We start from the raw sequence: 23,271 nt of genomic DNA, 5'->3' as shown, positions 1-23,271 counted from the left end.
CCGCGCACCACTTAACCGTTTGCCAGTCGCGGCGAAAGTGGAACGCGACCGGTAGTTTCCGGTCCGTTTCAGGGACTCGTGACGTGAAATCTGACTCGCGTCCCGCGGAACCGTCGCCAGCGGAGCGGGAAGCCGAGCCTCGCCGTCCCCCCGGAGCGGAAGTGAAACGGGGCGGATCGGTTCGGTCGCGGCGGGCGATCGGAGCCCTCGTGGCGAGCGGCGTGTTCACCGTAGACGGGATATCCGCGTCGGGTTGGCCGGCGCGCGCCCCGCCCGGTGGACTGAAGTCACCGCGGGGTGACAGTCCGTCGATCACTGACATGCAGGCGACCGAAGCGACGCTCTGTCACCCCGTCGTCGACGACGAGATGCTCCTCATCCGGAAACAGCGCGGTCTCGGGGCCGGAAAACTGGTGGGTCCCGGCGGGAAGGTCGAGTCCGGCGAGACGCCGCGCGAGGCCGCCCGTCGGGAAGTCCGCGAGGAACTGCGGGTGGACCCGGTCGGCCTGGAGAAACGCGGCGAGTTCGACTTCCACTTCCGCGACGGCACCGTCGACGACGACTCGATGTACGTCCACGTGTTCGCGGCCGACGGCGTCGACGGCGAACCCGAGGCGACCGAGGAGGCCGTGCCCGAGTTACACCCCGTGAGCGAGTTACCCTACGGCGAGATGTGGATCGACGACCGCGTGTGGCTCCCCCACCTCGTCACCGGCGAGACCTTCCGCGGGGAGTTCGTGCTGAGCGACGACGGCGAGTCACTGGTGCGCTACGAGATGGACATCGGCGTGGAGTTCGAGTAGTCGGCATCCAGATCGAGCGTGCGACCGACCAGCGGCGACAGCAGTCGATAGCGAGCCGCGAGGAGTCTCACTCCTGCCGGGGGTTGGCGACGTCCGAGAGCCGGACCGCGTAGGCGTGGTCGTGGTCGGGCCGTTCCGGGAGCGAGACGACCAGCGCGTCGTCGCGGAGCGTCGCGGACACCTCCTCGTCACCGTCGGCGGTCAGCAGCGCCGCGTCGGGCGCGTCGGCGAGCGAGACGTGGGACGGGACCGAGAGTTCGAGGGAGTCGCCGGGCCAGTCGAGGGCGACGGCGAACAGGTCGCCGTCGCGCCACGTGTACCGGACCTGGACGTCGCCGTCGCTGTCCTCCGAGACGGCCCACGGTCGGGTCCCGAAGATAGCCGGGCCGTTGACCGAGAGCCAGTCGCCCAGCGCCGCCAGCCGCTCGCGCTGGATCTCGGGGATCGCGCCGTCGGCCCTGGGACCGACGTTGAGGAGGAGGTTGCCGTTCTTCGAGACGACGTCGATGAACGAGTGGACGAGTTCGACCGGAGCCAGATGATCGTCCTCGCCCTCGATCTGATTGTACCCGAAGGAGTGACCGATGCCGCGGGTCGCCTCCCAGGGGTCGTCTCGGATCTCGTCGTACGTGTAGTACTCCGGCGTCTCGAAGTCGCCGTGGATCGCGTCGTCGCTCTCGTCCTCGGCCAGGGGGCCCCCGATCGAGTCCGTCGACGCCCGGTCGTTGACCGCCACCTCCTTGCCCCACTCGTCGGCGGCGTTGTAGTAGTCGGCGACGAGTTCCTTCGCTTCGAGGTGGTCGCTGTCGGCCTTGGGGACGTCGAACCACAGCAGGTCCGGTCGGTACTTCCGGATCAGCTCCCGGTGTTTGGCGTTCATGAAGTCGACGTACTCCGGACCGGGACCGGCGTCGTCGTCGAACGGGTGGCCCGCCGCGAAGTCGGGGTGGCCGAACCGCCCCTCGAAACCGGGCTGGTAGTAGTTGAAGTTGGCGTGGTACGACGCCGCGAACCGGAGGTCGCGCGCCCGGACCGCCTCGCAGAGGTCGCCGACGAGGTCGCGCTCCGGCCCGCTGGTCGCGGCGGTGTGACGGGCGTAATGGGAGTCCCACAGCGGGTAGCCGTCGTGGTGCTCGGCGGTCAGGACGACGTAGCCCGCGCCCACGTCGGCGAAGAAGTCCGCCCAGCGGTCGGGGTCCCAGTTCTCGGCGGTGAAGTCGTCGGCGAAGTCGAGGTACTCCAGGTCTTCGCCGTACGTCTCGCGGTGGTACTCCCGGGTCGGCGACCCGTCCTCGTACATGTAGTAGGGGTACCACTCGGCGTACGGGGAGGCGTCCTCGCCGCCGATGTCCGCGTCCGGCGGCGCCCACGCGGGGACCGAGTAGAGCCCCCAGTGGACGAAGATGCCGAGTTTCGCGTCGCGGAACCACTCGGGGACCTCGTGGGCGTCCAGCGACTCCCACGTCGGTTCGTAGTCCGGCATGCGTGTAGCCCCGTCACTCGATCGCAAATAGCTTGCCATAGATCCACACAGCCGCCCGCAATCCGAGGAAGGACCCGAACCGATGCGGCCGTCGGCCGAGAGATCAGAGTGGCCGGGCGAATCTTGCGACCACGTAATCGAAGTTTCCAAGAGCGTCGGGCGGGTCCGTGGAGGTATGAGCACGGACGACGCCGACGGAGACGGGGAACCCGCGGCCCGCACCGAGCGGTTCGCGGACGTCCCCGACCAGTACGACCCCGACGCGGTCGAGGACCGCGTCTTCGACTACTGGGACGCCGTCGACGCCTACGAGCAGACGGTCGAGCACCGATCCGACGGCGAGGACTTCTTCTTCGTCGACGGCCCGCCCTACACCTCGGGCGCGGCCCACATGGGGACGACCTGGAACAAGACGCTGAAGGACTGCTACATCCGCTATCTCCGAATGTGCGGGTACGACGTGACCGACCGGCCGGGCTACGACATGCACGGCCTGCCCATCGAGACCCGCGTCGAGGAGCGCCTGGACTTCGAGAACAAGAAGGACATCGAGGAGTTCGGCGAGCAGAACTTCATCGACGAGTGCAAGGCCTACGCGAACGAGCAGCTGGAGGGCCTGCAGGAGGACTTCAAGTCCTTCGGCGTCTGGATGGACTGGGACGACCCGTACAAGACCGTCACGCCCGAGTACATGGAAGCGGCGTGGTGGGGCTTCGAGAAGGCCCACCAGCGCGGCCTCGTCGAGCAGGGCCAGCGCTCTATCTCCCAGTGTCCGCGCTGCGAGACGGCCATCGCCAACAACGAGGTCGAGTACGAGGACGTCGAGGACCCCTCGATCTACGTCAAGTTCGACCTGCGCGAGGCCGACCACGGAGAGGCCTCGGACAGCGCGAGCGGGGACGACGGACCCGCGAGCGGCGACCGCGAGGGGAGCCTCGTCATCTGGACGACGACGCCGTGGACCATCCCCGCCAACACCTTCGTCGCCGTCGACGGCGAGGGCGAGTACGTCGGCGTCGACGCCGAGAGGGACGGCGAGACCGAGCGCCTGTACGTCGCCGCGGCGAAGGTCGACAGCGTCCTCTCGGCCGGCCGCTACGACGACTACGAGGTCGTCGAGGAACTGACCGGCGAGGACCTCGTGGGGTGGACCTACGAGCACCCGCTGCGCGAGGAAGTCCCCGACGCGCCCAGCGGCGAGGGCGCGCTCCAGGTCTACACCGGCGAGTACGTCGACACCGAGGGCGACGGCACAGGATTGGTCCACTCCGCGCCGGGCCACGGTGAGGAGGACTTCGAGCGCGGCACCGAACTCGGACTGGACATCTTCTGTCCGGTCGGCGCCGACGGCGTCTACGACGAGAGCGCGGGCGAGTACGCCGGCGAGTACGTCAAGGACGCCGACCGCGAGATCATGGACGATCTCGACGCCAACGGCGCGCTCCTCGCGGAGGAGACGACCACCCACAGCTACGGCCACTGCTGGCGCTGCGACACGGGCATCATCCAGATCGTCACCGACCAGTGGTTCATCACGGTCACCGACATCAAAGACGAGCTCCTCGACAACATCGAGGACTCGGAGTGGTACCCGCAGTGGGCGCGCGACAACCGCTTCCGCGACTTCGTCGAGGACGCGCCCGACTGGAACGTCTCCCGCCAGCGCTACTGGGGCATCCCGATCCCGATCTGGATCCCCGACGACTGGTCGGGCGAGATGGCCGACGCCATCGTGATCGGCGACCGCGAGGAACTCGCCGAGCGCGTCGACCAGGACGTCGACCCCGACAGCGTCGACCTGCACAAGGACACCGTCGACGACCTGACCATCACCGAGGACGGGACGACCTACGAGCGCGTCCCGGACGTCTTCGACGTGTGGCTGGACTCCTCGGTCGCGACGTGGGGCACGCTGAACTACCCCGAAGACCAGAGCCGCTTCGACAACCTGTGGCCCGCCGACCTCATCATGGAGGCCCACGACCAGACCCGCGGGTGGTTCTGGTCCCAGCTCGGCATGTCCACCGCCGCGACCGGCGAGATCCCCTACAAGCAGGTCCTGATGCACGGCTACGCCAACATGCCCGACGGCCGCGGCATGTCCAAGTCCAAGGGCATCTTCGTGGACCCCCACGAGGTCATCGACGAGTACGGCGTCGACCCGATGCGCCTGTTCCTGCTGTCGGTGACCGCCCAGGGCGAGGACATGAACTTCTCGTGGGACGAGACCCAGGAGATGCAGCGTCGGCTCAACATCCTCTGGAACGTCGCGCGCTTCCCGCTGCCGTACATGCGAGCCGACGACTTCGACCCCGACGCGGTCTCGCTGGCCGACGTCGAGGACGACCTCGAACTCGTCGACGAGTGGGTGCTCTCCCGGCTCCAGAGCGTCGAGGCGGAGATGACCGACGCGATGGAGGACTTCGAGAACGACCGCGCGGTGAACGCGCTCATCGACTTCGTCGTCGAGGACGTCTCCCGCTTCTACGTGCAGGTCGTCCGCGAGCGCATGTGGGACGAATCGGACTCCCCGAGCAAGCGCGCGGCCTACGCGACGCTCTACACCGTCCTCGAAGCGGTCGCGACGCTGTTCGCGCCGTTCACCCCGTTCGTCGCCGAGGAGGTCTACGGCTCCCTGACCGGCGACGCCGGCCACCCGACGGTCCACATGGCCGACTGGCCCGAGCCCGACGAACAGTGGCTCGATACGGACCTCGAACAGGACATCGAGGTCGTCCGCGCCGTCGAGGAGGCGGGATCGAACGCCCGCCAGCAGGCCGAGCGCAAGCTCCGCTGGCCGGTCCAGCGCGTCGTCGTCGACGTGGACGACGCGGGGGAAGCCGACGCCGCCGCAGTCGCCGACACGGTCGAACGCCGCGCGGACATCCTCGCCGACCGGCTCAATGCCCGCGCAGTCGAGGTCGTCGGTCCCGACGGCGAGTGGGGCGAACTCGCCTACTCCGCCGAGGCCGACATGAGCCTCCTCGGTCCGGAGTTCGGCGACGACGCCGGCCGCGTCATGGGCGCACTCAACGACGCCCGGGTCAGCGAGCCGACCGTCGAGGCGCTCGAATCGGCGGTCGCCGACGCGCTCGGCGAGTCGGTCGACCTCGACGAAGAGATGGTCGAGTTCGTCCGCCACACGCCCGACGGCGTCGCCGGCGCCGAGTTCCGGGCGCTCGACAGCGAGGGCGTCGTCTACGTCGACACCACCCTGACCGAGGACATCGAGAGCGAGGGCTACGCCCGCGAGGTCGTCCGCCGCGTCCAGGAGATGCGCAAGGAACTCGAACTCGACATGGAAGAGTCGATCCGCCTGGAGTACGAGGTGCGCGACGACCGCGTGGCCGACCTCGTTTCGGAACACGAGGACCTCATCGCCGACGAGGTGCGCGCGACCGAGGTCGGCGCGGTGTCGGACGGCCACCGCAAGACCTGGGACGTCGAGGACATCGAAGTCGAGATCGCGATAGAACCGCTCGCGACCGCCGAAGCGTCGGACTGACCGCAGCGCAGTCGCGGGGTCACCTCGCGGTCGGGCCTCGCGCCGTGCGCGCTCAACTCGGCCTCGACACAGAGGCGTCTGGCTGAGTGACGCCGACCGCGGCGAGACCTGTCGCTCGCGGAAGGGGATTCTTCGACTATCGAAATCCATTTTTACGCGTATCGCAACCGCCCGATCAGTGACTGATACGGGAAAGCAACTACGGGCGCTCTACTTCACCCGATTCGCGAGTTCGTTCGGACTCATCACGCTGCTGACGCTGCTCTCGGAGTTCATCAAAGTGCTCGGTGCGGAGGGCTTTATCCTCGGGCTGTTCGCGACCGGGCTCACCTTCGCCCAGGCGGTCGGAATCATCCCGATTTCGTGGGCGGCAGACCGCTACGACAAGCGGACGATCCTGCTCGGCGGTCTCGGGATGTCCGTGTTCGTCTATCTGGGCTTCGCCTTCGTCGAGACGAGCTGGCAGTTCATCGCTGTCCGGGCGGTCCAGGGCATCGCCGCCACAGCGGCCGGGCTCATCGGACTGGCGCTCGTCGGCGACCTCGCCCGCGAGTCCGAGCGGGCGAACACCATCGGCACCTCGAACGCCTGGCGGTTCGCGGCGGCCATCGGCGGGACCTTCTCCGCCGGGATCCTTTACGACCTGTTCGGGTTCGATGCGGTCTTCGCGCTGCTGATGGTCATGGCCGCCTCGGCGTTCGTCGTCGTCTGGATCTGGGTCGAGCCCGACGACACCCGGATCCACGGCTTCCCCTTCACCGATCTCGCGTTCAACAAGCGGATCCTCACGATGACGAGTTTCCGCGCGCAGTACGCCGTCGCGGTGACGCTCGTCCGGACGTGGGTGCCCATCTACGCCGGTCTCTCCGCCGCCGACGGCGGTCTCGGCTTCGAGGCAGCGACCGCCATCTCGGTCGTCATCGCCGCCGAGAAGTTCACGAACATGCTCTGCCAGCCCTACACGGGCGGACTCTCGGACAAGTTCGGCCGCGCCCGGTTCGTCTTCATCGGCGGCCTGTTCTACGGCACCGTCGCCGTGGTCGTCCCGTTCACCCCGGCCATCGGCGGGGCGCTCGCGCTCCCGACCACCTTCCCGTTCCTCGGGACGCTCTCCGCGGCGTTCCTGCCGCTCGTGGTGCTCAACGGCCTGCTCGGCGTCGCCGACTCGATCCGCGAGCCCGCGAGCATGGCGCTGTTCGCCGACGAGGGGAAGGGCAAGGGCGTCGCCTCCAGTTTCGGCGTGCGCGACCTCGTCTGGCGGCCCGGGTCGGTCCTCGCGCCGCTGGCCGGCGGGTGGCTCACCAGCAACGTCGGCATCGACTGGGTGTTCTTCCTCGGGGGCGCCTTCGCCTTCACCGGCGTCTTCGCCTTCCTCGGCATCCTCTCGTACAACCACGGCCGCGACGCGCTCGCCGCGTGGTGACGTGAGTTCCGGTGGTTGTGCCGGTGGCGACACCGCTACCACGACCGCCGACTGGACCGCGACCGCGGACTCGACTGGTGCCGAGAACAGCGTGAAAGCCCCGACCTGTTCGACTCGCGCGGCTCGCTGCGCGCGCTCACTTCGTTTGCGTGCTTACGTCGCCGGGCTTCGTCGAACAGGTCGCCCCTTTCATTCCCACCCGTATCGGCTTCCCAACAGTCTATGCGGGTGGGAATGAAAGGGGGCCGCTCGCTCCGGGAAGCACGACGAAGTAAGCACTGTCGGGAGCGGAGCGACCGAAGCGCGCAGCGAGTCGCGAGACCGGAGCGAGCGGGGGCTTTCACCCTGTTTGCGGTCACGAGTTCCGCTACGATCAGGTCGCTCGCTGTTCGCTCTCTACCGGGACGGATACATTCGGATTCGCCGCCTCTCACTCGCCGACCACAACGTACACCACGAACCCCGACGACGACCACACCATGTCACCGACAGTCCACGCGCTGCGCAACGAGATCCGCGTCTCGGTCGGCCGCTTCGAGCGCGAGGTGTCGAGTTCGTTCACCAAGGAGGCGCTCGCGGCGATCTGCGACGCCGTCGACGCCGATATCGACACGGACGCCCAGCCGTCAAAACCAGCGATGCGGACGGCGATCCGCGCGGCCGTCGACGGCCTCGACGGTGAGGGCGAGGACAGCGGCGATAGCTTCAGAAAGGCGGACCTGCAGGCGATCGCCGAGGCGCTCAGGGACGAATAGGGGCCCCCGACACGACGATTTAAGTCGTATGGGTGCAGTGATATGACAGATGGGTGTCGAACGGTACGACGTCGGGGTCGTGGGCGGTGGCGTGGCCGGCGCGAGTGCCGCCGCGCGGCTGCAGGCCGACGGATTCTCGACGGTGATCTTCGAACAACACGACCAGATCGGCGGCTGTGCCGGGTATTACCGGCAGGACGGGTTCGCGTTCGACGTCGGCGCGACGACGCTCGTCGACTTCGGCCCGGGCGGCGTCGGCGGGCAGTTCCTCGACCAGATTGGATTCGACCCGCCGCCGATCGACGTGCAGGACGCCTACGCGCTCCACTTGCCCGACCGGACCGTCACGCTCTATCGCGACCAGGAACGGTGGCGTCGCGAGCGGCGTGCGACGTTCGGTGACGACGAGGCCCATCGTCGGTTCTACCAGTTCCTCGACGACCTCTCCGAACGGCTCTGGGCGCTCACCAGGGCCGACGTGAAACTCCCGGTCCAGAACGTCGGCGACCTCCTGCGAAACCTCCGGGCGGTCGGGCTGGCCGACCTCGGGCTCCTGCGCTATCGCAACTGGACGATGGGCGATGCGCTCGCTCACTACGGACTCGCCGACGACGGGCCGTTGCGGTCGGCCATCGGCATCCTCCTCGAAGACACCGTCCACGCGAGCGTCGAGTCCGCGCCGCTGCTCAACGGCGTCCTCGGGATGACGATCCATCGGGCCGGGCTCGGACGCCCGCGGGGCGGGATGTACGGGTTCTGGACGGCGTTCGCGGATCACTACGACGAGATGGGCGGGACGGTGAAGACGGAGCACGCGGTCACCGAGATCCGGCGGCGGAACGGGGGGTTCCAAATCGAGACCGACCGCGGCGACTACCGGACCGACCAGGTCGTCAGCGCGGTCCCGGTCACGCTCACGGAGCGACTCGCGCCCGACGTCGTCGGCGACAGACTCGTCGACTGGACGGCGATGGTACGCGAGCACGAGGGCGGCGCGGTCGTCGTGTTCCTCGGGGTCCCCGAGGAGGAAGTCGCCGACCGCGAGTTGACCCACCACCAGGTCCTCCGGTCGTACGACGAACCGCTCGGCGACGGAACCAACATGTTCGTCTCCGTCTCGGCGCCGGGGGACACGGTGTGCGCACCGGCGGGCCACCGGGCAGTCATGCTCTCGACGCACTGCGACGTGGCAGAGTGGCAAGGGCTCGGTCCCGAGGAGTACGAACGGAAGAAGCGGGCGATCGGTGAGCGCCTGCTCACCGGTGCTCGAACGGTGTATCCGGACCTCGGGACCGACCCGGTCGTCTACGAGGTCGGGACGCCGGTCACCTACCAGGCGTTCACGGACCGGCCGCGAGGCGCGATCGGTGGCTACCGGCAGACACTGGGCAACACGAACCAGAACGCCGTCCCGCAGGACGTCGGCGTCGACGGGTTCTATCTCGCGGGCGACACCACCTGGCCGGGGCTCGGGACCGTCGCCTGTCTCGAGGGGAGCCGGATCGCAGCGGGACACGTCCGCGACGGCCGCCGACGCTGAGCGATCGAGCCGTCGCCGCTCAGAACTCGCGGACCATCACGAGGGCGTCCTCGCCGTTGGCGTAGTAGCCCGGGAGGGTGCCGTGGTGCTCGAAGCCGAACCGACGGTACAGGTCCATCGCCCCGTCGTTGGACTCCCTGACTTCGAGTTTCACCGAGGCGGCGTTCTGGGCGGCGAGCGCGGTCAGCGCGCGCTGGAGGAGGCGTCGGCCGATCCCCTCGCTGCGGCGCTCCTCGGCGACCGCGATGTCCTTGACGTGGCCGAGGTCCTCGCCGTGGTTCGGCACCACGTCCGCGACGACGTAGCCGACGACGCGGCCGTCGTCGCCGACCGTCGCGGTCTCTCTGGAGTCCTCGGCGTCGCGGACCTGCGCGACCAGAAAACCCGGTTCGTCGAGGAACCGCTCGAACGCCGAGAACGGCCACGGCTGGGGGAACGCTTCCTGTTCGATGTGGAAGACGGCGAGCAGGTCGGCGCGCTCGGCCTCGCGGATCCGTACGTCCGGTCCCGACGCCTCGTCTGGTGCGACCGTCGTCACTGTCGCCGCGTAGGTGACCGGCGTACAAATGTCTACTGCCGCGGCCGGATCGCCCGCTACGGCGGCCAATCGGCGGCCGCGGCCGGCGCGACCGGGAGACGCTGGCGCGCTCCACAAAATTCTTAACGGCGACGGTCACACCTCCGGACGCACCCCAGATGGGTGCCACTCCACCCTCCCCACCCCACTCTCTTTCCGAGCGGAATCGGACAGTCCTCGACTCGTTCGGTAGCCGGCGGCGTCGCCGTCCGACCGACGAGCGCCGCGGCTCCCGGAGCGACGGCACGTCGAAAAAACGGGAAGGTAGCGGACCGATCAGTCGTCGGCGGGCGCGCCGGAGCCCTCGGACTCGTACTGCTGTTTGACGTGGGTGAGCTTCCCGCCGTCGGCGAGGATCTCGCGCTCGCGCTCGGAGGCGTCGAGGTACGCCGAGGCCTCCCAGTCGTCGTTGACGCGGATGGTGAACTCTTCCTTGCCGGAGCGGACCGCCTCGGCGACGTCGTCGACGATCTCGACGTCGTCGCCCTGCTCGATGTCCTCGTAGGTGTCCTCGTCGATCGTCAGCGGGACGATGCCGAAGTTGAAGAGGTTCGCCTTGTGGATGCGGGCGAAGCTCTGTGCGAGGACGGCGTCGATGCCGAGGTACATCGGACAGAGTGCGGCGTGCTCGCGGGAGGAGCCCTGGCCGTAGTTCTCGCCGGCGAGCAGGATGCCGCCGTCGTTCTCGAGCGCGCGCTCGGGGAACGTCTCGTCGACGCGGGTGAGCGTGAACTCCGAGAGCTTCGGGATGTTCGACCGGTACATCAGCACGTCGGCGTTGGCCGGGCTGATGTGGTCGGTCGTGATGTTGTCCGGCATCTTCAGCAGGATCTCGCCCTGCAGGTCGGCCGGGAGCGGGTCCTTCAGCGGCACGTCGCCGATGTTCGGGCCCTTGATGAGCTCGTCGTCGACGGCCTCGTCGGGCGTGATGAGGTCCGAACCGCTGACGCCGACGTAGTTGTCGGCGAGTTCGAAGCCGGGGTCCTCGAGGTCGCCCAGCTCGTCGGCCAGGTCGCGCGGGTCGACGATCTCGCCCTTGAGGGCGGCCGCCGTGGCGACTTCCGGCGAGCAGAGGTAGACGGAGTCGTCCTCGATGCCGGAGCGGCCCTCGAAGTTGCGGTTGAAGGTGCGCACCGAGACCGAATCGGAGGCGGGCACGTGGCCGTTCCCGATGCACGCGCCGCAGGTGGCCTCGGAGAAGTTGACGCCGGCCGCCATCAGCTCCGCCGTCCAGCCCTCGCGGGCGAGCATCTCGCTGGCCTGCTTCGAGCCGGGCTGGATGATCATGTCCGTCGTCTTGGCGACTTCGCGGCCTTCGAGCATCTTCGCGGCCGGGAGCATGTCCTCGTAGCCGCCGTTCGTACAGGAGCCGATGATGACCTGGTCGACGTCGGTGCCGGCGACCTCGCTGACGGGCACGACCTTGTCGGGCATCGACGGCTCGGCGATGAGCGGTTCGAGCTCCGAGAGGTCGACCGTGATCTGGTCGCTGTACTCGGCGTCCTCGTCGGGCTCGACCTTCTCGTAGTCCTCGGGCCGGCCGACGGCTTCGAGGTAGTCCTCGGTGCGCTCGTCGGTCGGGAAGATCGACGAGGTCGCGCCGAGCTCCGTCCCCATGTTGGTGATGGTCGTCCGCTCGGGCACCGAGAGCGTCTCGACGCCGGGGCCGGTGTACTCGAAGATCTTGCCGACGCCGCCCTTCACCGAGAGGCGACGGAGCAGCTCGAGGATTACGTCCTTCGCGGTGGCCCACTCGGGGAGCTCACCTTCGAGGCGGACGTTGACGACCTCGGGCATGTCGATGTAGTAGGCGCCCCCGCCCATCGCGACGGCGACGTCGAGGCCGCCGGCGCCGATGGCGAGTTCGCCCATGCCGCCGGGGGTCGGGGTGTGGGAGTCCGACCCGAGCATCGTCTTGCCCGGCGCGGCGAAGTTCTCCTTGTGGACGTTGTGGCAGATGCCGTTGCCCGGGCGCGAGAAGTGCGCGCCGAACTTGCCCGCCGCCGAACGGAGGAAGCGGTGGTCGTCCGTGTTCTTGAAGTCGAACTGATAGGTCTGGTGGTCGCAGTACTGCGCGGCGATTTCGGTCTGGACGTTGTCCAGATCGAGCGCGTCGAACTGCAGCCACACGAGCGTTCCCGTGGTGTCCTGCGTGAGGACCTGGTCGATCTCGATCCCGATCTCCTCGCCGGGTTCGAGTTCGCCCTCGACGAGGTGCTCGTCGAGAATCTTTTCCGTGAGTGTCTGTCCCATAACGTCCGACAATGGCACACGCGCGGATATAAAACCCGCGAGTTACCGCGAGTGTTGTCAGTTACCACCCCGCCGCCGTCTTGCGATTCCGTTCGTGACACATCCGAGACAATTCTGGAAGGGGCAGATCGCGTTCGGCTTCGACGAACGCCGTCTTGCAGTTCGACGATCCACAGAACCGGGGCGACGGTCGGCGTCGAGGGCCTGCAGAGGCACGAACCGGTGCGGTCTCGGAGTTGCGAGAGCGAAACGGCTATGCCGGCGAGGGATCCACCGTCGGTATGTTCGAGAGCGGGCGGTTCGTCGCGGACGTCCTCGGTGACGTGAACGACGACCAGATCCAGCCAAACGGCGTCGACCTGCGACTCGGTGCGGTGTACGAGCAGGTCGAGCCCGGTCGCATCGGCACGGACGGCAAGACCGTCGGCGAGCGCCGTGAACGCGACCCGGAGAGCGACGGAGACGGGGACGTCTACCGCCTCGATCCGGGCGGGTACGTCGTCGAGTACGCCGACACCGTCCGGATCCCGGAGGGCCACGTCGGCTTCCTCTACCCGCGGTCGTCGCTGCTTCGCAACTCCTGCATGCTCGATACGGCCGTCTGGGACGCCGGCTACGAGGGGCGCGGCGAGGGGCTGCTGGAAGTGTACCATCCCGTCGAACTCGAACGGGGCGCGCGGATCGCGCAACTCGTCCTCGCCGAGGCCGAGCACGCCGACACCTACGACGGATCCTACCAGCGCGAGGGGATCGAGTGACCGCCGCCGCGGCCGGGGCCGCCCAGCGCCGCCGACCCTGTTAGACCAAGCCGTAAGATTAATCGAGACAGTAGTGAAAGGTACACCTGGTGTTGGGGGGGAGATCGACCGGACCGTGCCTCTGACATCCAACACCGGACGACGCCTCCAACACCGGTGTATCGGGGGTCTCCCCGATTTCTCTGACTCGCGCCGCCGAGACGCGGGTCCGTTCGACGGGCTCGACCGGGCGTGTCCGCGAGCGGCGCCGCAAAAACGCCGTCGCTGGAGCGCGCGCGAGCGAGCGAATCGACGGACGGGACCGGGTAGTTCTTTCAGAGCGTGAAACCGCACTCACGGTTCTATATACCGTTCCGGTGACGTAGAGAGTATGCCAGCCAACGGAGAACTGTACGTGCTCGCCCCCGGGGAGGGCGAGGCGGAGAGCGACGGGTGGGTGAGTCCCCGGCCGATAACCGAGGCCGTCGGCGCTGCGGTCGCCGATGCGACCGACCTGGCGGCCGACGACGTCGACGACGCCGACGCGTACGTCGACATCGACCGGGTCGAGACGCTCCTCGACGGCGAGGACGACGACGATTCGCTGACGTTCACCGTCGAGGGACACGACGTCACCATCGACGGCGGCGGCCACGTCTCGGTCGACCCCAGCGAGTGAGGGGGTCGCTCGGGGCGCGTCCGAACGGGCGTCGCGGGACAGGTCTAACAGCCCGGGGGCCGATCCGTTCGTATGACGCGCCTGGCGCTCATCGCCCACGACGACGAGAAGCCCGAGATGATAGACCTCGCGGAGAGCTACGAGTCGCTGCTCGCGACCTTCGACCTCGTCGGGACGGGCACGACCGGCAAGCGGGTCGCCGAAGAGACCGATCTGGACGTCGAACTGAAGGAGTCGGGTCCGATCGGCGGCGACGCGCAGATCGCCGCCGAAGTCGCCGAGGACCGCCTCGACGGGATCATCTTCCTGCGGGACCCGCTGACCGCCCAGCCGCACGAACCCGACATCAGCGCGCTCCTCCGGATCTGCGACGTCCACGACACGCCGCTGGCGACGACGCGAACCAGCGCCGAGTACGTCCTCGACGGACTCGCCGCCGACGCGGACCGGATGGAGTGAGCTACGTCGAGAATACGTACACGGCGCCCGTCTTGTCCGTCCCATTGCTCCCCTTGTAGATGGCGCCGACGAAGCCTCGTCCGTTCGCGACCGCCGCCGACGAACCGAACAGGTCCGGGGAATCTCCGTGGTCGGGGAGGAGTTTCGTCTGCTGGTCCCACTCGCCGCCTTCGAATCCGAACAGGTACGCCGATCCCGCGTTGTCGCCGTTGGGCTCGTCGTCGTGCTCGGCGCCGACCAAGGCGGTGTCGCCGTCCAGCGCGATCGAACTCCCGAACACGTCCTCGCGGCTCCCGTCGGCGGCGACCAGTTTCGTGTCCATGATCCACCTGCCGTCGATCCGCTCGAACGCGTAGGCCGACCCCGCGTAGAAGCCGTTGGGGTCGTCGTCGCCCCAGGACGCGACGAGGGCGGTGTCGCCGTCCAGCACGACCGAGCTCCCGAAGTAGTCCTGGTCGTCGTGGTCGGCCGTCGGCGTCAGCGTCGTCCGATGGTTCCACTCGCCGTCGGCGCGCTCGAACAGATAGGCCTTCCCGATGGTGTCCCCGTCGGGCGCCTCGAAGTCGGGGGCGCCGACCAGAGCAGTGTCGCCGTCCAGCGCGACCGAGTAACCGAACCGATCGTAGTCACCTCCGTCGGGGGGAGCGAGCGTCGCCCGTTGGGTCCACTCACCGGACGCCGGCTCGCGATCGGGCGTCGAGCGACCGCGCTCCGACCGATCGGCGGTGTCGGTCGCCGATCGACCGTCTGCAGGCGCGTACACGTACGCGACACCAGTGTCTGTCCCGTCCGCGCGGTCACCGTAGGGCGCGCCGACGAGGATCCGATCGCCGCCCAGTTCGACCGACCGACCGAATCCGTCGTACTCCTTGTCCGCGCCGGACTGCAGCACTGCCGCCCGGTGCCACTCGCCGCCCGCCCGTTCGTACACGAACGCCCCACCATCCGGGACTCGATGGGGGCCCACGTGCTGTAGCGCACCGACCACCGCGCGGTCGCCCGAGACAGACAGAGCGGTGCCAAACCTGTAGTCGAACGGGAGCGCCCCGGGCTCCGGGACGAGTTTCGCCCGCTGGGTCCATTCGCCGTCGACGCGGTCGAAGACGTACACTGACCCGGAAGCGCCCTCCAGATCCTGGTGACTGTCCCCGGGCGCGGCGACCAAGAGCGTGTCTCCATCTGCCGCGACCGACTGACCGAACTCGTCGTACTTCTGAGAATTCTCGCCGGAGAACCGGGCGATCTGTGTGCCGTCCGCCGCCGTCGGCGTATCCCAGGTCGACGCCGTCTGCGTCTGCGAGGACCCCGCGGTCGTCGGAACGGGCGAGAGTGTCGCCGTCGGCTTCGGCGACGCCGTGTTCGGCGGCGTTCCCGTCGGCGTGAGCGTCGCTGTCGAAGTGGGCGTTGCAGCGGAGGTGAGCGTTCCCGTCGGCGTGAGGGGCGCTGTCGAAGTGGGCGTTGCAGCGGGGATGAGCGTCGCCGTCGGCGTGAGGGGCGCATCTGCGGGCGTCTCTCCGTCCGGCGTGGGCGATTCGCCGTCGCTCGACGCGAACGAACACCCGGCGAGCGCGCTTCCGGTCCCGGCTAGCAGAGCGGCGAGGACGGATCTGCGAGAGGGCATACCGGATACTGTTACAAACCGGACAAATACTTTCTGGACAGACGGCCCGGGCGGGAGTCGCGCCTCCGACAGCGGCGTGACAGTGGAGCAGTGACGGCTCGGCCCGGTGTCAGCGCCGAGAGGCGGAGAAACGGACGACGACCGGAGGCGGAGATGGGGCGGGGACGGAGTGGGTGGAGGGCCGACCCGCCAGCGGACAGGGGTAGGTTCGGAAGGCACTCGGGGATACACCCGGCTCTCTTATACTCCTTGTCGAGACTCAAAGAGCGATTGTAGTTATCGCCGGTCGGCGGTTCGCCGGGGAAACGGCCCACGGCCGCCCGAGGATAACACATAACCGGCGGCCGCGCCTCGGGTTCTGACATGAGCGATTCATCGCTACGCGCGCCGGCCGAGACCGCGGTCCGGCAGTGCATGGACCTGCGCGCCGACGAGTCCTGTGCGGTCGTCACCGACGACGAGCGGCAGGCCATCGGCGAGGCGCTGTACGCCGTCGCCAGCGAGATCACCGACGACGCGGTAATCGTCCGCTACCCGCCCGGCGACCAGCACGGCGAGGAACCGCCCGAGCCAGTCGCCGCCGCGATGGCCGGCGCCGACGTGGTGCTCGCCCCGACGACCAAGAGCCTCACTCACACGCAGGCCCGCACCGACGCCAACGAGGCGGGCGCCCGCGTCGCGACGCTCCCCGGCATCACCGACGGCGTCTTCCTCATGGGGCTCGACGCCGACTACGAGTCCATCGCCGCCGAGTCCGAGCGCCTCCTCGAACAGGTCGAAGACGCCGAGGAGATCCGCGTGACGACCGAACTGGGCACCGACATCACGTTCGAACCCGGCGACCGCGAGTGGGAACTCGACACCGGCATCGTCCACGAGCCCGGTCAGATGTCGAACCTGCCGGCCGGCGAGATCTTCCACAGCCCCGAGGACGCGAACGGCCGGTTCGTCGTCGACGGGACGATGATGCCCCACGGCAAACTCGAAGACGGCCAGACCCTCGAATTCGAGGTCGAAGACGGCTACGTGACCGACATCTCCGACGACGCCGTCCGCGCCGACGTCGAGGAGGCCGCCGAGGAGGTCGGCGACGACGCCTACAACCTCGCGGAACTCGGCATCGGGACCAACCTCGCCGTCGAGGACCTCGTGGGATCGGTCCTGCTGGACGAGAAAGCCGCGGGCACCGTCCACATCGCCATCGGCGACGACCACGGCATCGGCGGCGACACCCACGCGCCGATCCACCTCGACGGGATCATCACCGGGCCGACGGTGTACGCCGACGGGGAGATCGTAGATCTCCCGTCAGTCGAACGGGAAGCGTAGCGATCCGTGAGACGGCGAAGAAGTCGACCTGCCGAGCGCGAACTGACCGCTCAGACTCGTTCTGCGCTCCGGTCCGTGCTTTCGGCCCCGTCGGGCAGCAGCCACTCCGGCCGGGCGAAGAGAGCGGCGGCGACGACGAACCAGGGGACGACGCCGATCAGTCCGACGGGCGTCGGGCCTAACACCTGGTTCGGGACGGCGGTCGCGAACAGCGTCGCCATGCCCGCGCTCCCGTTTATCATCGCGTGGCCGACGACGGCGGGGAAGACGCTCCCGCTCCGCAGGGTGACCCAGCCGAGGAACACCCCGAGCCCGACGGTCGCGACGACCATCGCGAGCATGCCGAGCCACGGCGCGCCCGCGTAGTCCAGCCCGTAGTTGTACCCCATCGCGATCACCGGCCAGTGCCACATGCCCCAGACGACGCCGTGGGCGAGCAGCGCCCGCGTCCAGCCCAGCGGGGCGAGTTTCGGCAGGAGGTACGCCCGCCAGCCGAACTCCTCGCCGAAGGTCGCGAGGCTGTTGAGCAGCGGCGCGGCGACGACCGCCTGGACGAGCTGGACGCCGAGAAACGCCGTCGGCGAGAGCGGGATCTCCCGGCCGGTCTCGGCCTCGATGGTCGCCAGCAGGTCCGCGACGGCGTCCAGCCCGCCGAAGCGGCCGGGGAAGACGAGGAAGTACAGCCCGGCACCGGCCAGGATGAGGACGAGCGGGCCGAGCCAACCCACCACCCACGGGAGCGGGCGGGTCCGGACGCGCAGGAGCATCGACTCCCGGTCGAACCCCTCGTCGGTGAGCCAGCGGGCGGCGACGTGGCCGATCGCCGGTCCCCACATGTACGGCCCGGCGAGCAGGAGGAGCCACAGCGGGATCCCCATGCCCAGCGTCGGCCCGGCGCCGATGCCCCCCAGCGCGTAGATGACCGCGGCCGTCGCCCACGAGACGCCGAACGCGACCCCGAGAAAGACCGCGATCCGGCGCCGTTCGAGCCCGTCCTCGCCGTCGGCAGACTCGAACGGGGAGTCGGCCGGCCGACCGGGAGCAGGTCCCATCGGTCCGACGTTCTCCGCCCACCCACGTGAATATTCGCCACTGGTCGGCCACGACCGCGTGACCCCGGGGAAATCTCACGGCGACGGCGCGTCTTCGCCCGGACGCGGGGCGAGCGTCGCCGAACCGGGGCGACTCAGCGGACTTTTACGCGCTCGCCGGCAACGTACGGACATGACAGAGACCACGGAGCGGGTCGCCGTCGCCTGCCCCTCGTGTTCGCCGGACCTCGAGACGGTCCACGAGGTGCTCACGACGGGCGGCGGCCACGCCACGATCCGCTGTACGGAGTGCGGCCACACCCACAAGGACCAGCTGGAATCGACGACCGAGTTCGAGCGCGAAGTCGTCGTCTCTCAGGGCGGGGAGTCGTTCACCGCCACGGCGGACGTGCCCGAAGGCGAACGACTCGCCGTCGGCGAGGAGTTCCTCCTCGACACCGAGGAGGCGATCATGACCGTCCGGATCACCAGCCTCGAACTCGACGGCGACGAGCGCGTCGAGGAGGCCGACGCCGAGGAGGTCCGGACCATCTGGACCCGCGCGGTCGGCAACGTCGGCGTCAACCTGACGCTGCACCCGAGCGACGGCCGCCACGACGAGACGCGCTCGATGACCGTGCAGGTGCCCGGCGACTACGAGTTCACCGTCGGCGAGGAGGACGAACTCGGCGGCGAGGAGTTCACCGTCGAGGGGATCCACATCCGCGACGACGCCCACGGCTACCACCAGGAGAAGCTGGACTTCGACGGCGATACCGCGTTCGCAAAGGACATCAACCGGTTGTACGCGCGCGACGAGTCTTCATCGGCCTGGTCCGCGTGGTAACATGGGCTCCGAGGCCGCCCGCCAGCGGTTAGTCGAGCGCCTCGCCGGCCGCGTCGACGACGAGCGCGTCCTCGACGCGATGGAGTCCGTTCCTCGCCACGAGTTCGTCCCCGAGGGCCAGCGCGAGGGTGCCTACCGCGACAGACCTCTCCCTATCGGTGAGGGCCAGACCATCAGCGCCCCGCACATGGTCGCGATCATGGCCGACCTGCTCGACCTGCGCCCCGGCGACGAGGTGCTGGAGATCGGCACCGGCTGCGGCTACCACGCCGCCGTCACCGCCGAACTCGTCGGCCCCGAACACGTCTACTCCGTCGAGTACCACGACCGACTCGCCGACCAGGCCCGCGAACGCCTGGAGCGACTCGGATACGAGGGCGTGTCGGTCCGCGCCGGCGACGGCAAGGGAGGGTGGCCCGGCCACGCTCCCTACGACCGGGCGTACCTGACCTGCGCCGCGCCGTCGATCCCGGATTCCGTGGTCGAGCAGGTCCGCCCCAGCGGCTACGTGCTCGCCCCGGTCGGCCGGGGCCGCCAGACGCTCGTCCGCGCCCGCCGGCGCGCCGACGGCTCCCTCGACCGCGAGGAGCACGGCGCCGTCCGCTTCGTCGAGTTGCAGTGAGCGACCGCTTCTGACTCCCCGACGGGTCGGGGGTGACCCCCACAAGTCGCGCCATTCATTACCGTCGAGGGCGGACGGAAACCCATGGACCCAGCGGTGTTGCGCGACGACATGGTCGACAGCCTGGAACACGAGAGCAAGGGCTGTCTCCGGAGCGACCGGCTGTCCGTCGCGATGCGGGAGGTCCCGCGCGAGGCGTTCGTCGGCGAGGACCGCGGCGCCTACGCCGACCGGCCGTTCGAACGCCTCGGCACGCGCGTCCTCGCGCCGAGCACCGTCGCTCGGCTCGTCGAGGCGCTCGACGTGTACGAGGGCGACTCCGTCCTCGTCGTCGGCGCCGGCGTCGGCTACACCGCGGCCGTCGTCGCGGAACTCGCCGGTGAGCACAACGTCCACGCGATCGACATCGCTCGCCGCCTCGTCGTCGAGGCGCGCGGGAACCTCGCCGAGGCGGGCTACGACGGCGTCCTCGTCGACCGGCGGAACGGCGCCGAGGGGCTCGCCGAGTACGCCCCCTACGACCGTATCCTGCTCGAAGCCGCGGCCGTCAGCCCGCCGTCGGCCCTGGTCGACCAGCTGGCCGACGACGGTCGGCTGGTCATGCCCCACGGCGCGGGCGACCAGCACCTCGTCGTCGTCGAAGACGGGGAGATAACCGAGCGGCTCGGCGGCGTGGCCTTCCAGCCGATGCTCGTCGAGGGCGAGCAGGCCGACACGGTCGAGCGCAACCGAACTCGCCGCGAGGACCGCGAGTTCGCCCGGCGCAACGCCGAAGGCCGCACCGGCTGGGAACAGGGCTGGATCGACTGGGACGACGGATCCGGCCGCTGAGCGGCGGGCGCGGCGAACCGGTCACTTCTCGCTCACGACGAGCACCTCCGTGTTCCCGCGGTCGTCGGCGTACTGCCCGCCCGCGGGCGGTTTCACGCTGAACTGTATCGTCCCCTCCGGTTGATTCGGCCCCAGCGAGGGCGATAGCGACAGCGCCGCCGTCCCGTTCGCGTTCGTCCGCGCGGTGGTCACCGAGTCGAGGGTCGCGGTACCGCCCGACGCGACGACGGTGGCGTTGGCGATGCGGTCGCCCTGCGGGCCGACCACCTCGACCGAGAGGTCGGTCGTGCTGTCGTCGATGACCTCCGGCGTCGGCCGCACGTCGAGTTCGGTCACGCCGAGGGTCTGGATCCCTCCGAGCGTGTTCATCATCACGCTCAGGCTGGCGACGCCGACGACCAGCGCGATGACGAGCCTGATCGGTAGTCCCTCGATTGCGCGTTCGTCTCCCGTGAGCGTTCGTAGCTCCATGGGCGGCCCTGGTCCGGGTCTCTCTGATAAAGGCTCGTGCGAGGGTTTACCGGCGATCGCTCGGTAATTTGCTGGTTTGGCGATCGGGTCCGGCCGGCAGTGTCGTGGCCGAACGGAAACACACGAGTATCCCCGGAGAGTCCCTCGGAGCGATAGATGTCTGCCACCCACGTCTCAGCGCGCCTGCAGCCGCTCGCACTCGTCGGCGTCGGCGGGTTCGCGGGCGCGGTCGCTCGCCATCTGGTCGCGCTCGCGCTGCCCGGCGCCGTCCCGTGGGGGACGCTCGCGGCCAACGTCCTGGGGAGCTTCGCGCTCGGGGTCGTGCTGTACGAGCAGCGCTTCGCCGGCGCGTTGAGCGGGGAGACCCGACTGATCGTCGGGACGGGATTTCTGTCGTCGTTCACGACTTACAGCACGTTCGCAGCGGAGACGGCGGGGCTGGCGGGCGGACAGGCACCGGTGCTCGCGGCGGCGAACGTCGCGGCGAACTACGGGCTGGGGTTCGCGGGCGTGCTCTGTGGCCGCCGGGTCGCGAGGTGGCTGTCGTGAACCCGCTCGTCCTCGTCGGCGTCGGCGGCGTCGCCGGCGCACTGGCCCGACACCTGCTCGGCGAGCGCATCGACGCGCGGACGGGCGACACGCTGGCGGTGAACCTGCTGGGGAGCTTCGCGCTCGGCGCGGTGCTCGCGGCGCCGGCCAGTGACTCCCTCGCGCTCGCCGTCGGTACCGGCTTCTGCGGCGCGTTCACGACGTTCTCGACGTTCGCGTTCGAGACGGTGCAGCTCTGCGAGAGAGGCGAACGGTACCGCGCCGCGGCGAACGCGCTCGTCAACCTGGTCGGCGCGCTCGCCGCGGTGTGGCTCGGGTCGGCGCTCGCGACTGCGGTGTGGTGAGTGTGCGAACGGATCGCCGGAGGGTCCCGGTCGCGCCGGCCCTCACTCGCTGAGCGCGTAGAAGGTGCCGTCCTGACTGCCGATGTAGACGCGGCCGCCGGCGACGATGGGGGCGGCCTGGTCAATGTTGTTGCCCGTCTCGAACGACCACTCCTCGTCGCCGTTCTCGGTGTCGACGGCGTAGACGGTGCCGTCGCGGCTGCCGACGTAGACGGTGCCGTCTGCGACGGCGGGCGGCGCGGTCACGCCGTCGGTCGGATCGGTGAACCGCCAGTGCTCCACGCCGTCGCTCGCGTCGACGGCGTAGAGCGTGCTGTCGCGCGTCCCGACGAACACCCGGTCTCCGGTGACCGCGGGGGTGGCGGCGATCCCGGCACCGAGCGGCCGTTCCCAGTCGACGCTGCCGCGGGTGTTGATCTGCGAGAGCGTTCCCCCCTCGGTGGCGACGTAGAGGCGGCGGTCGCGGTAGGAGACGCCGTTGACGCTCCCGTCGAGCTTCTTCTTCCACTCCACGTCGCCGCCGGGCGTGATCGCGTAGAGGCTGTGGTCGGCGCTCGGCGCGTAGATCATCTCGTCGGCGAAGACCGGCGAGGCCGTGATCGCGCCGTAGGTGTCCTGGTTCCACTTCTGAGTGCTGTCGAGGGCGTCGAAGTTGTAGACGCGACTGCCGGTCGAGCCGATGTAGACGTCCCGCTCGGCGACGACCGGGGCGGTGAACGCTTCAGTCGAGGTGAGGTCCCACTCCCAGAACTTCGAGCCGTCGGCGGGCTGGAGCGCGTAGAGCATCCCGTGGGACGTGCCGACGTAGACGAGCCCTCCGCTCACCGCGGCGGCGCTGGTGACCGGCGCCGCGGTGTCTTTCGACCACTTCGTCTCCCCGGTGATCGGGTCGAGCGCGTGGAAGGAACCGCTCGAGTCGCCCGCGCCGCCCGCGCCGACGTACAGTGTCCCGTCAGCCAGCACCGCCGTGGCGTTGATCTGGTCCTGGTCGAACGACCGCTTCCAGTCCACCGAGGCACCGTCGTGGGGCCCGCTCGCGTCCGGGTGGTGTCCCCAGTGTTCGTTGTTGCCCATGAACGCCGGCCACGACGCGAACGACGACGCGTCCGGCGTGGGCGTCGCCGTCTCGGTCGCCGTCGGCGTGTCCGTCGGCGTCTCTGTCGGCGTGTCCGTCGGTGTGCGCGTCGCCGTCGGCGCGTCCGTCGGCGTCGCAGTGTCCGTCGGCCGATCGGTCCTCGTGCCTGTCCCCGCTCGCTCGTCCCCTGTCGTCGCCGTCCCACCGTCGTCTGACCCGCATCCGCTCAGTCCGACGGTCGACGCGCCCAGCACCGTTGCCAGGTACGTGCGACGACTCACCCGCTTCCGTGCCATAGCCGACGTATCGGTGAACTGGTTGATATGCTCTGGGGTTT

21 protein-coding genes are annotated in these 23,271 nt (G+C 69.1%); 14 read left to right on the top strand and 7 right to left on the bottom strand.

Annotated elements, in window-relative coordinates; all coding sequences use genetic code 11:
* Positions 1 to 320: 320 nt before the first annotated feature.
* Entirely contained in the window at positions 321 to 803 is a 483-nt protein-coding gene (locus PSC72_RS16375) for an 8-oxo-dGTP diphosphatase (protein WP_274322495.1), read from the top strand.
* A 67-nt stretch (positions 804 to 870) separates the two neighbouring features.
* Here PSC72_RS16375 and PSC72_RS16370 read toward each other — a convergent pair whose 3' ends face one another.
* Complete coding sequence (locus PSC72_RS16370) at positions 871 to 2,286, bottom strand: alpha-L-fucosidase (RefSeq protein WP_274322494.1); 1,416 nt, start codon at positions 2,284 to 2,286, stop codon at positions 871 to 873.
* 175 nt (positions 2,287 to 2,461) lie between these two features.
* On the opposite strand from PSC72_RS16370, the gene ileS reads away from it, so the two are divergent.
* From ileS to PSC72_RS16350, 4 genes are all read left to right on the top strand, one after another.
* A complete protein-coding gene (ileS, locus tag PSC72_RS16365; RefSeq protein ID WP_274322493.1) occupies positions 2,462 to 5,791 on the top strand; it encodes an isoleucine--tRNA ligase in 3,330 nt (1,109 codons plus the stop codon).
* 178 nt (positions 5,792 to 5,969) lie between these two features.
* Complete coding sequence (locus PSC72_RS16360; RefSeq protein ID WP_274322492.1) at positions 5,970 to 7,214, top strand: MFS transporter; 1,245 nt, start codon at positions 5,970 to 5,972, stop codon at positions 7,212 to 7,214.
* Positions 7,215 to 7,693: 479 nt separating this feature from the next.
* The gene (locus PSC72_RS16355; protein ID WP_274322491.1) at positions 7,694 to 7,969 is read left to right on the top strand and encodes a hypothetical protein; all 276 of its coding nucleotides are present in this window, start codon (positions 7,694 to 7,696) and stop codon (positions 7,967 to 7,969) included.
* Positions 7,970 to 8,018: 49 nt separating this feature from the next.
* Positions 8,019 to 9,509 (top strand): phytoene desaturase family protein, encoded by a 1,491-nt coding sequence (locus tag PSC72_RS16350; protein WP_274322490.1) that lies wholly within the window; start codon positions 8,019 to 8,021, stop codon positions 9,507 to 9,509.
* A 19-nt stretch (positions 9,510 to 9,528) separates the two neighbouring features.
* On the opposite strand, the gene rimI is transcribed toward PSC72_RS16350, so the two are convergent.
* Both rimI and PSC72_RS16340 read right to left on the bottom strand, forming a co-directional pair.
* Positions 9,529 to 10,047, bottom strand: a complete 519-nt coding sequence (gene rimI / locus PSC72_RS16345; protein WP_274322489.1) for a ribosomal protein S18-alanine N-acetyltransferase — start codon at positions 10,045 to 10,047, stop codon at positions 9,529 to 9,531.
* 315 nt (positions 10,048 to 10,362) lie between these two features.
* Positions 10,363 to 12,339, bottom strand: coding sequence for an aconitate hydratase (locus PSC72_RS16340; RefSeq protein ID WP_274322488.1), 1,977 nt, complete (start codon positions 12,337 to 12,339; stop codon positions 10,363 to 10,365).
* A 281-nt stretch (positions 12,340 to 12,620) separates the two neighbouring features.
* Between PSC72_RS16340 and PSC72_RS16335 the strand changes: the two genes are divergently transcribed.
* The 3 genes from PSC72_RS16335 (at position 12,621) to PSC72_RS16325 (ending at position 14,214) form a co-directional block, all read left to right on the top strand.
* Positions 12,621 to 13,097 (top strand): deoxyuridine 5'-triphosphate nucleotidohydrolase, encoded by a 477-nt coding sequence (locus PSC72_RS16335; RefSeq protein WP_274322487.1) that lies wholly within the window; start codon positions 12,621 to 12,623, stop codon positions 13,095 to 13,097.
* A 370-nt stretch (positions 13,098 to 13,467) separates the two neighbouring features.
* Positions 13,468 to 13,755 carry a HalOD1 output domain-containing protein gene (locus tag PSC72_RS16330; RefSeq protein ID WP_274322486.1) on the top strand — a complete coding sequence of 96 codons (288 nt, stop codon included), beginning with the start codon at positions 13,468 to 13,470 and terminating at the stop codon, positions 13,753 to 13,755.
* Positions 13,756 to 13,827: 72 nt separating this feature from the next.
* Complete coding sequence (locus PSC72_RS16325; RefSeq protein WP_274322485.1) at positions 13,828 to 14,214, top strand: methylglyoxal synthase; 387 nt, start codon at positions 13,828 to 13,830, stop codon at positions 14,212 to 14,214.
* 1 nt (position 14,215) lies between these two features.
* Here the strand turns inward: PSC72_RS16325 and PSC72_RS16320 are convergent, their stop codons facing one another.
* Positions 14,216 to 15,835 carry an FG-GAP repeat protein gene (locus PSC72_RS16320; protein ID WP_274322484.1) on the bottom strand — a complete coding sequence of 540 codons (1,620 nt, stop codon included), beginning with the start codon at positions 15,833 to 15,835 and terminating at the stop codon, positions 14,216 to 14,218.
* A 363-nt stretch (positions 15,836 to 16,198) separates the two neighbouring features.
* On the opposite strand from PSC72_RS16320, the gene PSC72_RS16315 reads away from it, so the two are divergent.
* On the top strand, positions 16,199 to 17,164 hold the full coding sequence (locus PSC72_RS16315) for an aminopeptidase (RefSeq protein WP_274322483.1): 966 nt from the start codon (positions 16,199 to 16,201) through the stop codon (positions 17,162 to 17,164).
* A 50-nt stretch (positions 17,165 to 17,214) separates the two neighbouring features.
* Here PSC72_RS16315 and PSC72_RS16310 read toward each other — a convergent pair whose 3' ends face one another.
* The gene (locus PSC72_RS16310) at positions 17,215 to 18,216 is read right to left on the bottom strand and encodes a CPBP family intramembrane glutamic endopeptidase (RefSeq protein ID WP_274322482.1); all 1,002 of its coding nucleotides are present in this window, start codon (positions 18,214 to 18,216) and stop codon (positions 17,215 to 17,217) included.
* Positions 18,217 to 18,388: 172 nt separating this feature from the next.
* Here PSC72_RS16310 and PSC72_RS16305 point away from each other — a divergent pair, with 172 nt between their 5' ends.
* The 3 genes from PSC72_RS16305 (at position 18,389) to PSC72_RS16295 (ending at position 20,495) form a co-directional block, all read left to right on the top strand.
* The gene (locus PSC72_RS16305; RefSeq protein WP_274322481.1) at positions 18,389 to 19,042 is read left to right on the top strand and encodes an HVO_0476 family zinc finger protein; all 654 of its coding nucleotides are present in this window, start codon (positions 18,389 to 18,391) and stop codon (positions 19,040 to 19,042) included.
* A 1-nt stretch (position 19,043) separates the two neighbouring features.
* The gene (locus PSC72_RS16300; RefSeq protein WP_274322480.1) at positions 19,044 to 19,664 is read left to right on the top strand and encodes a protein-L-isoaspartate(D-aspartate) O-methyltransferase; all 621 of its coding nucleotides are present in this window, start codon (positions 19,044 to 19,046) and stop codon (positions 19,662 to 19,664) included.
* A gap of 84 nt (positions 19,665 to 19,748) precedes the next feature.
* On the top strand, positions 19,749 to 20,495 hold the full coding sequence (locus PSC72_RS16295; protein ID WP_274322479.1) for a protein-L-isoaspartate O-methyltransferase family protein: 747 nt from the start codon (positions 19,749 to 19,751) through the stop codon (positions 20,493 to 20,495).
* A 21-nt stretch (positions 20,496 to 20,516) separates the two neighbouring features.
* Here the strand turns inward: PSC72_RS16295 and PSC72_RS16290 are convergent, their stop codons facing one another.
* On the bottom strand, positions 20,517 to 20,966 hold the full coding sequence (locus tag PSC72_RS16290) for a DUF7382 domain-containing protein (protein ID WP_274322478.1): 450 nt from the start codon (positions 20,964 to 20,966) through the stop codon (positions 20,517 to 20,519).
* A 156-nt stretch (positions 20,967 to 21,122) separates the two neighbouring features.
* Here PSC72_RS16290 and PSC72_RS16285 point away from each other — a divergent pair, with 156 nt between their 5' ends.
* On the top strand, positions 21,123 to 21,515 hold the full coding sequence (locus PSC72_RS16285) for a fluoride efflux transporter FluC (RefSeq protein ID WP_274322477.1): 393 nt from the start codon (positions 21,123 to 21,125) through the stop codon (positions 21,513 to 21,515).
* Entirely contained in the window at positions 21,503 to 21,859 is a 357-nt protein-coding gene (gene crcB / locus PSC72_RS16280; RefSeq protein WP_274322476.1) for a fluoride efflux transporter CrcB, read from the top strand. Before PSC72_RS16285 ends, crcB begins: the two co-directional genes overlap by 13 nt.
* Before the next feature lie 42 nt (positions 21,860 to 21,901).
* Here the strand turns inward: crcB and PSC72_RS16275 are convergent, their stop codons facing one another.
* Positions 21,902 to 23,230, bottom strand: a complete 1,329-nt coding sequence (locus tag PSC72_RS16275; RefSeq protein WP_274322475.1) for an outer membrane protein assembly factor BamB family protein — start codon at positions 23,228 to 23,230, stop codon at positions 21,902 to 21,904.
* Between the last annotated feature and the right edge of the window lie 41 nt (positions 23,231 to 23,271).

It is taken from the genome of Halosimplex aquaticum (assembly GCF_028747785.1).
Classification (GTDB): Archaea; Halobacteriota; Halobacteria; order Halobacteriales; family Haloarculaceae; genus Halosimplex; species Halosimplex aquaticum.
The sequence above is the reverse complement of the archived record's forward strand: the minus strand, read 5'-3'. Positions and strand labels throughout refer to the sequence as shown.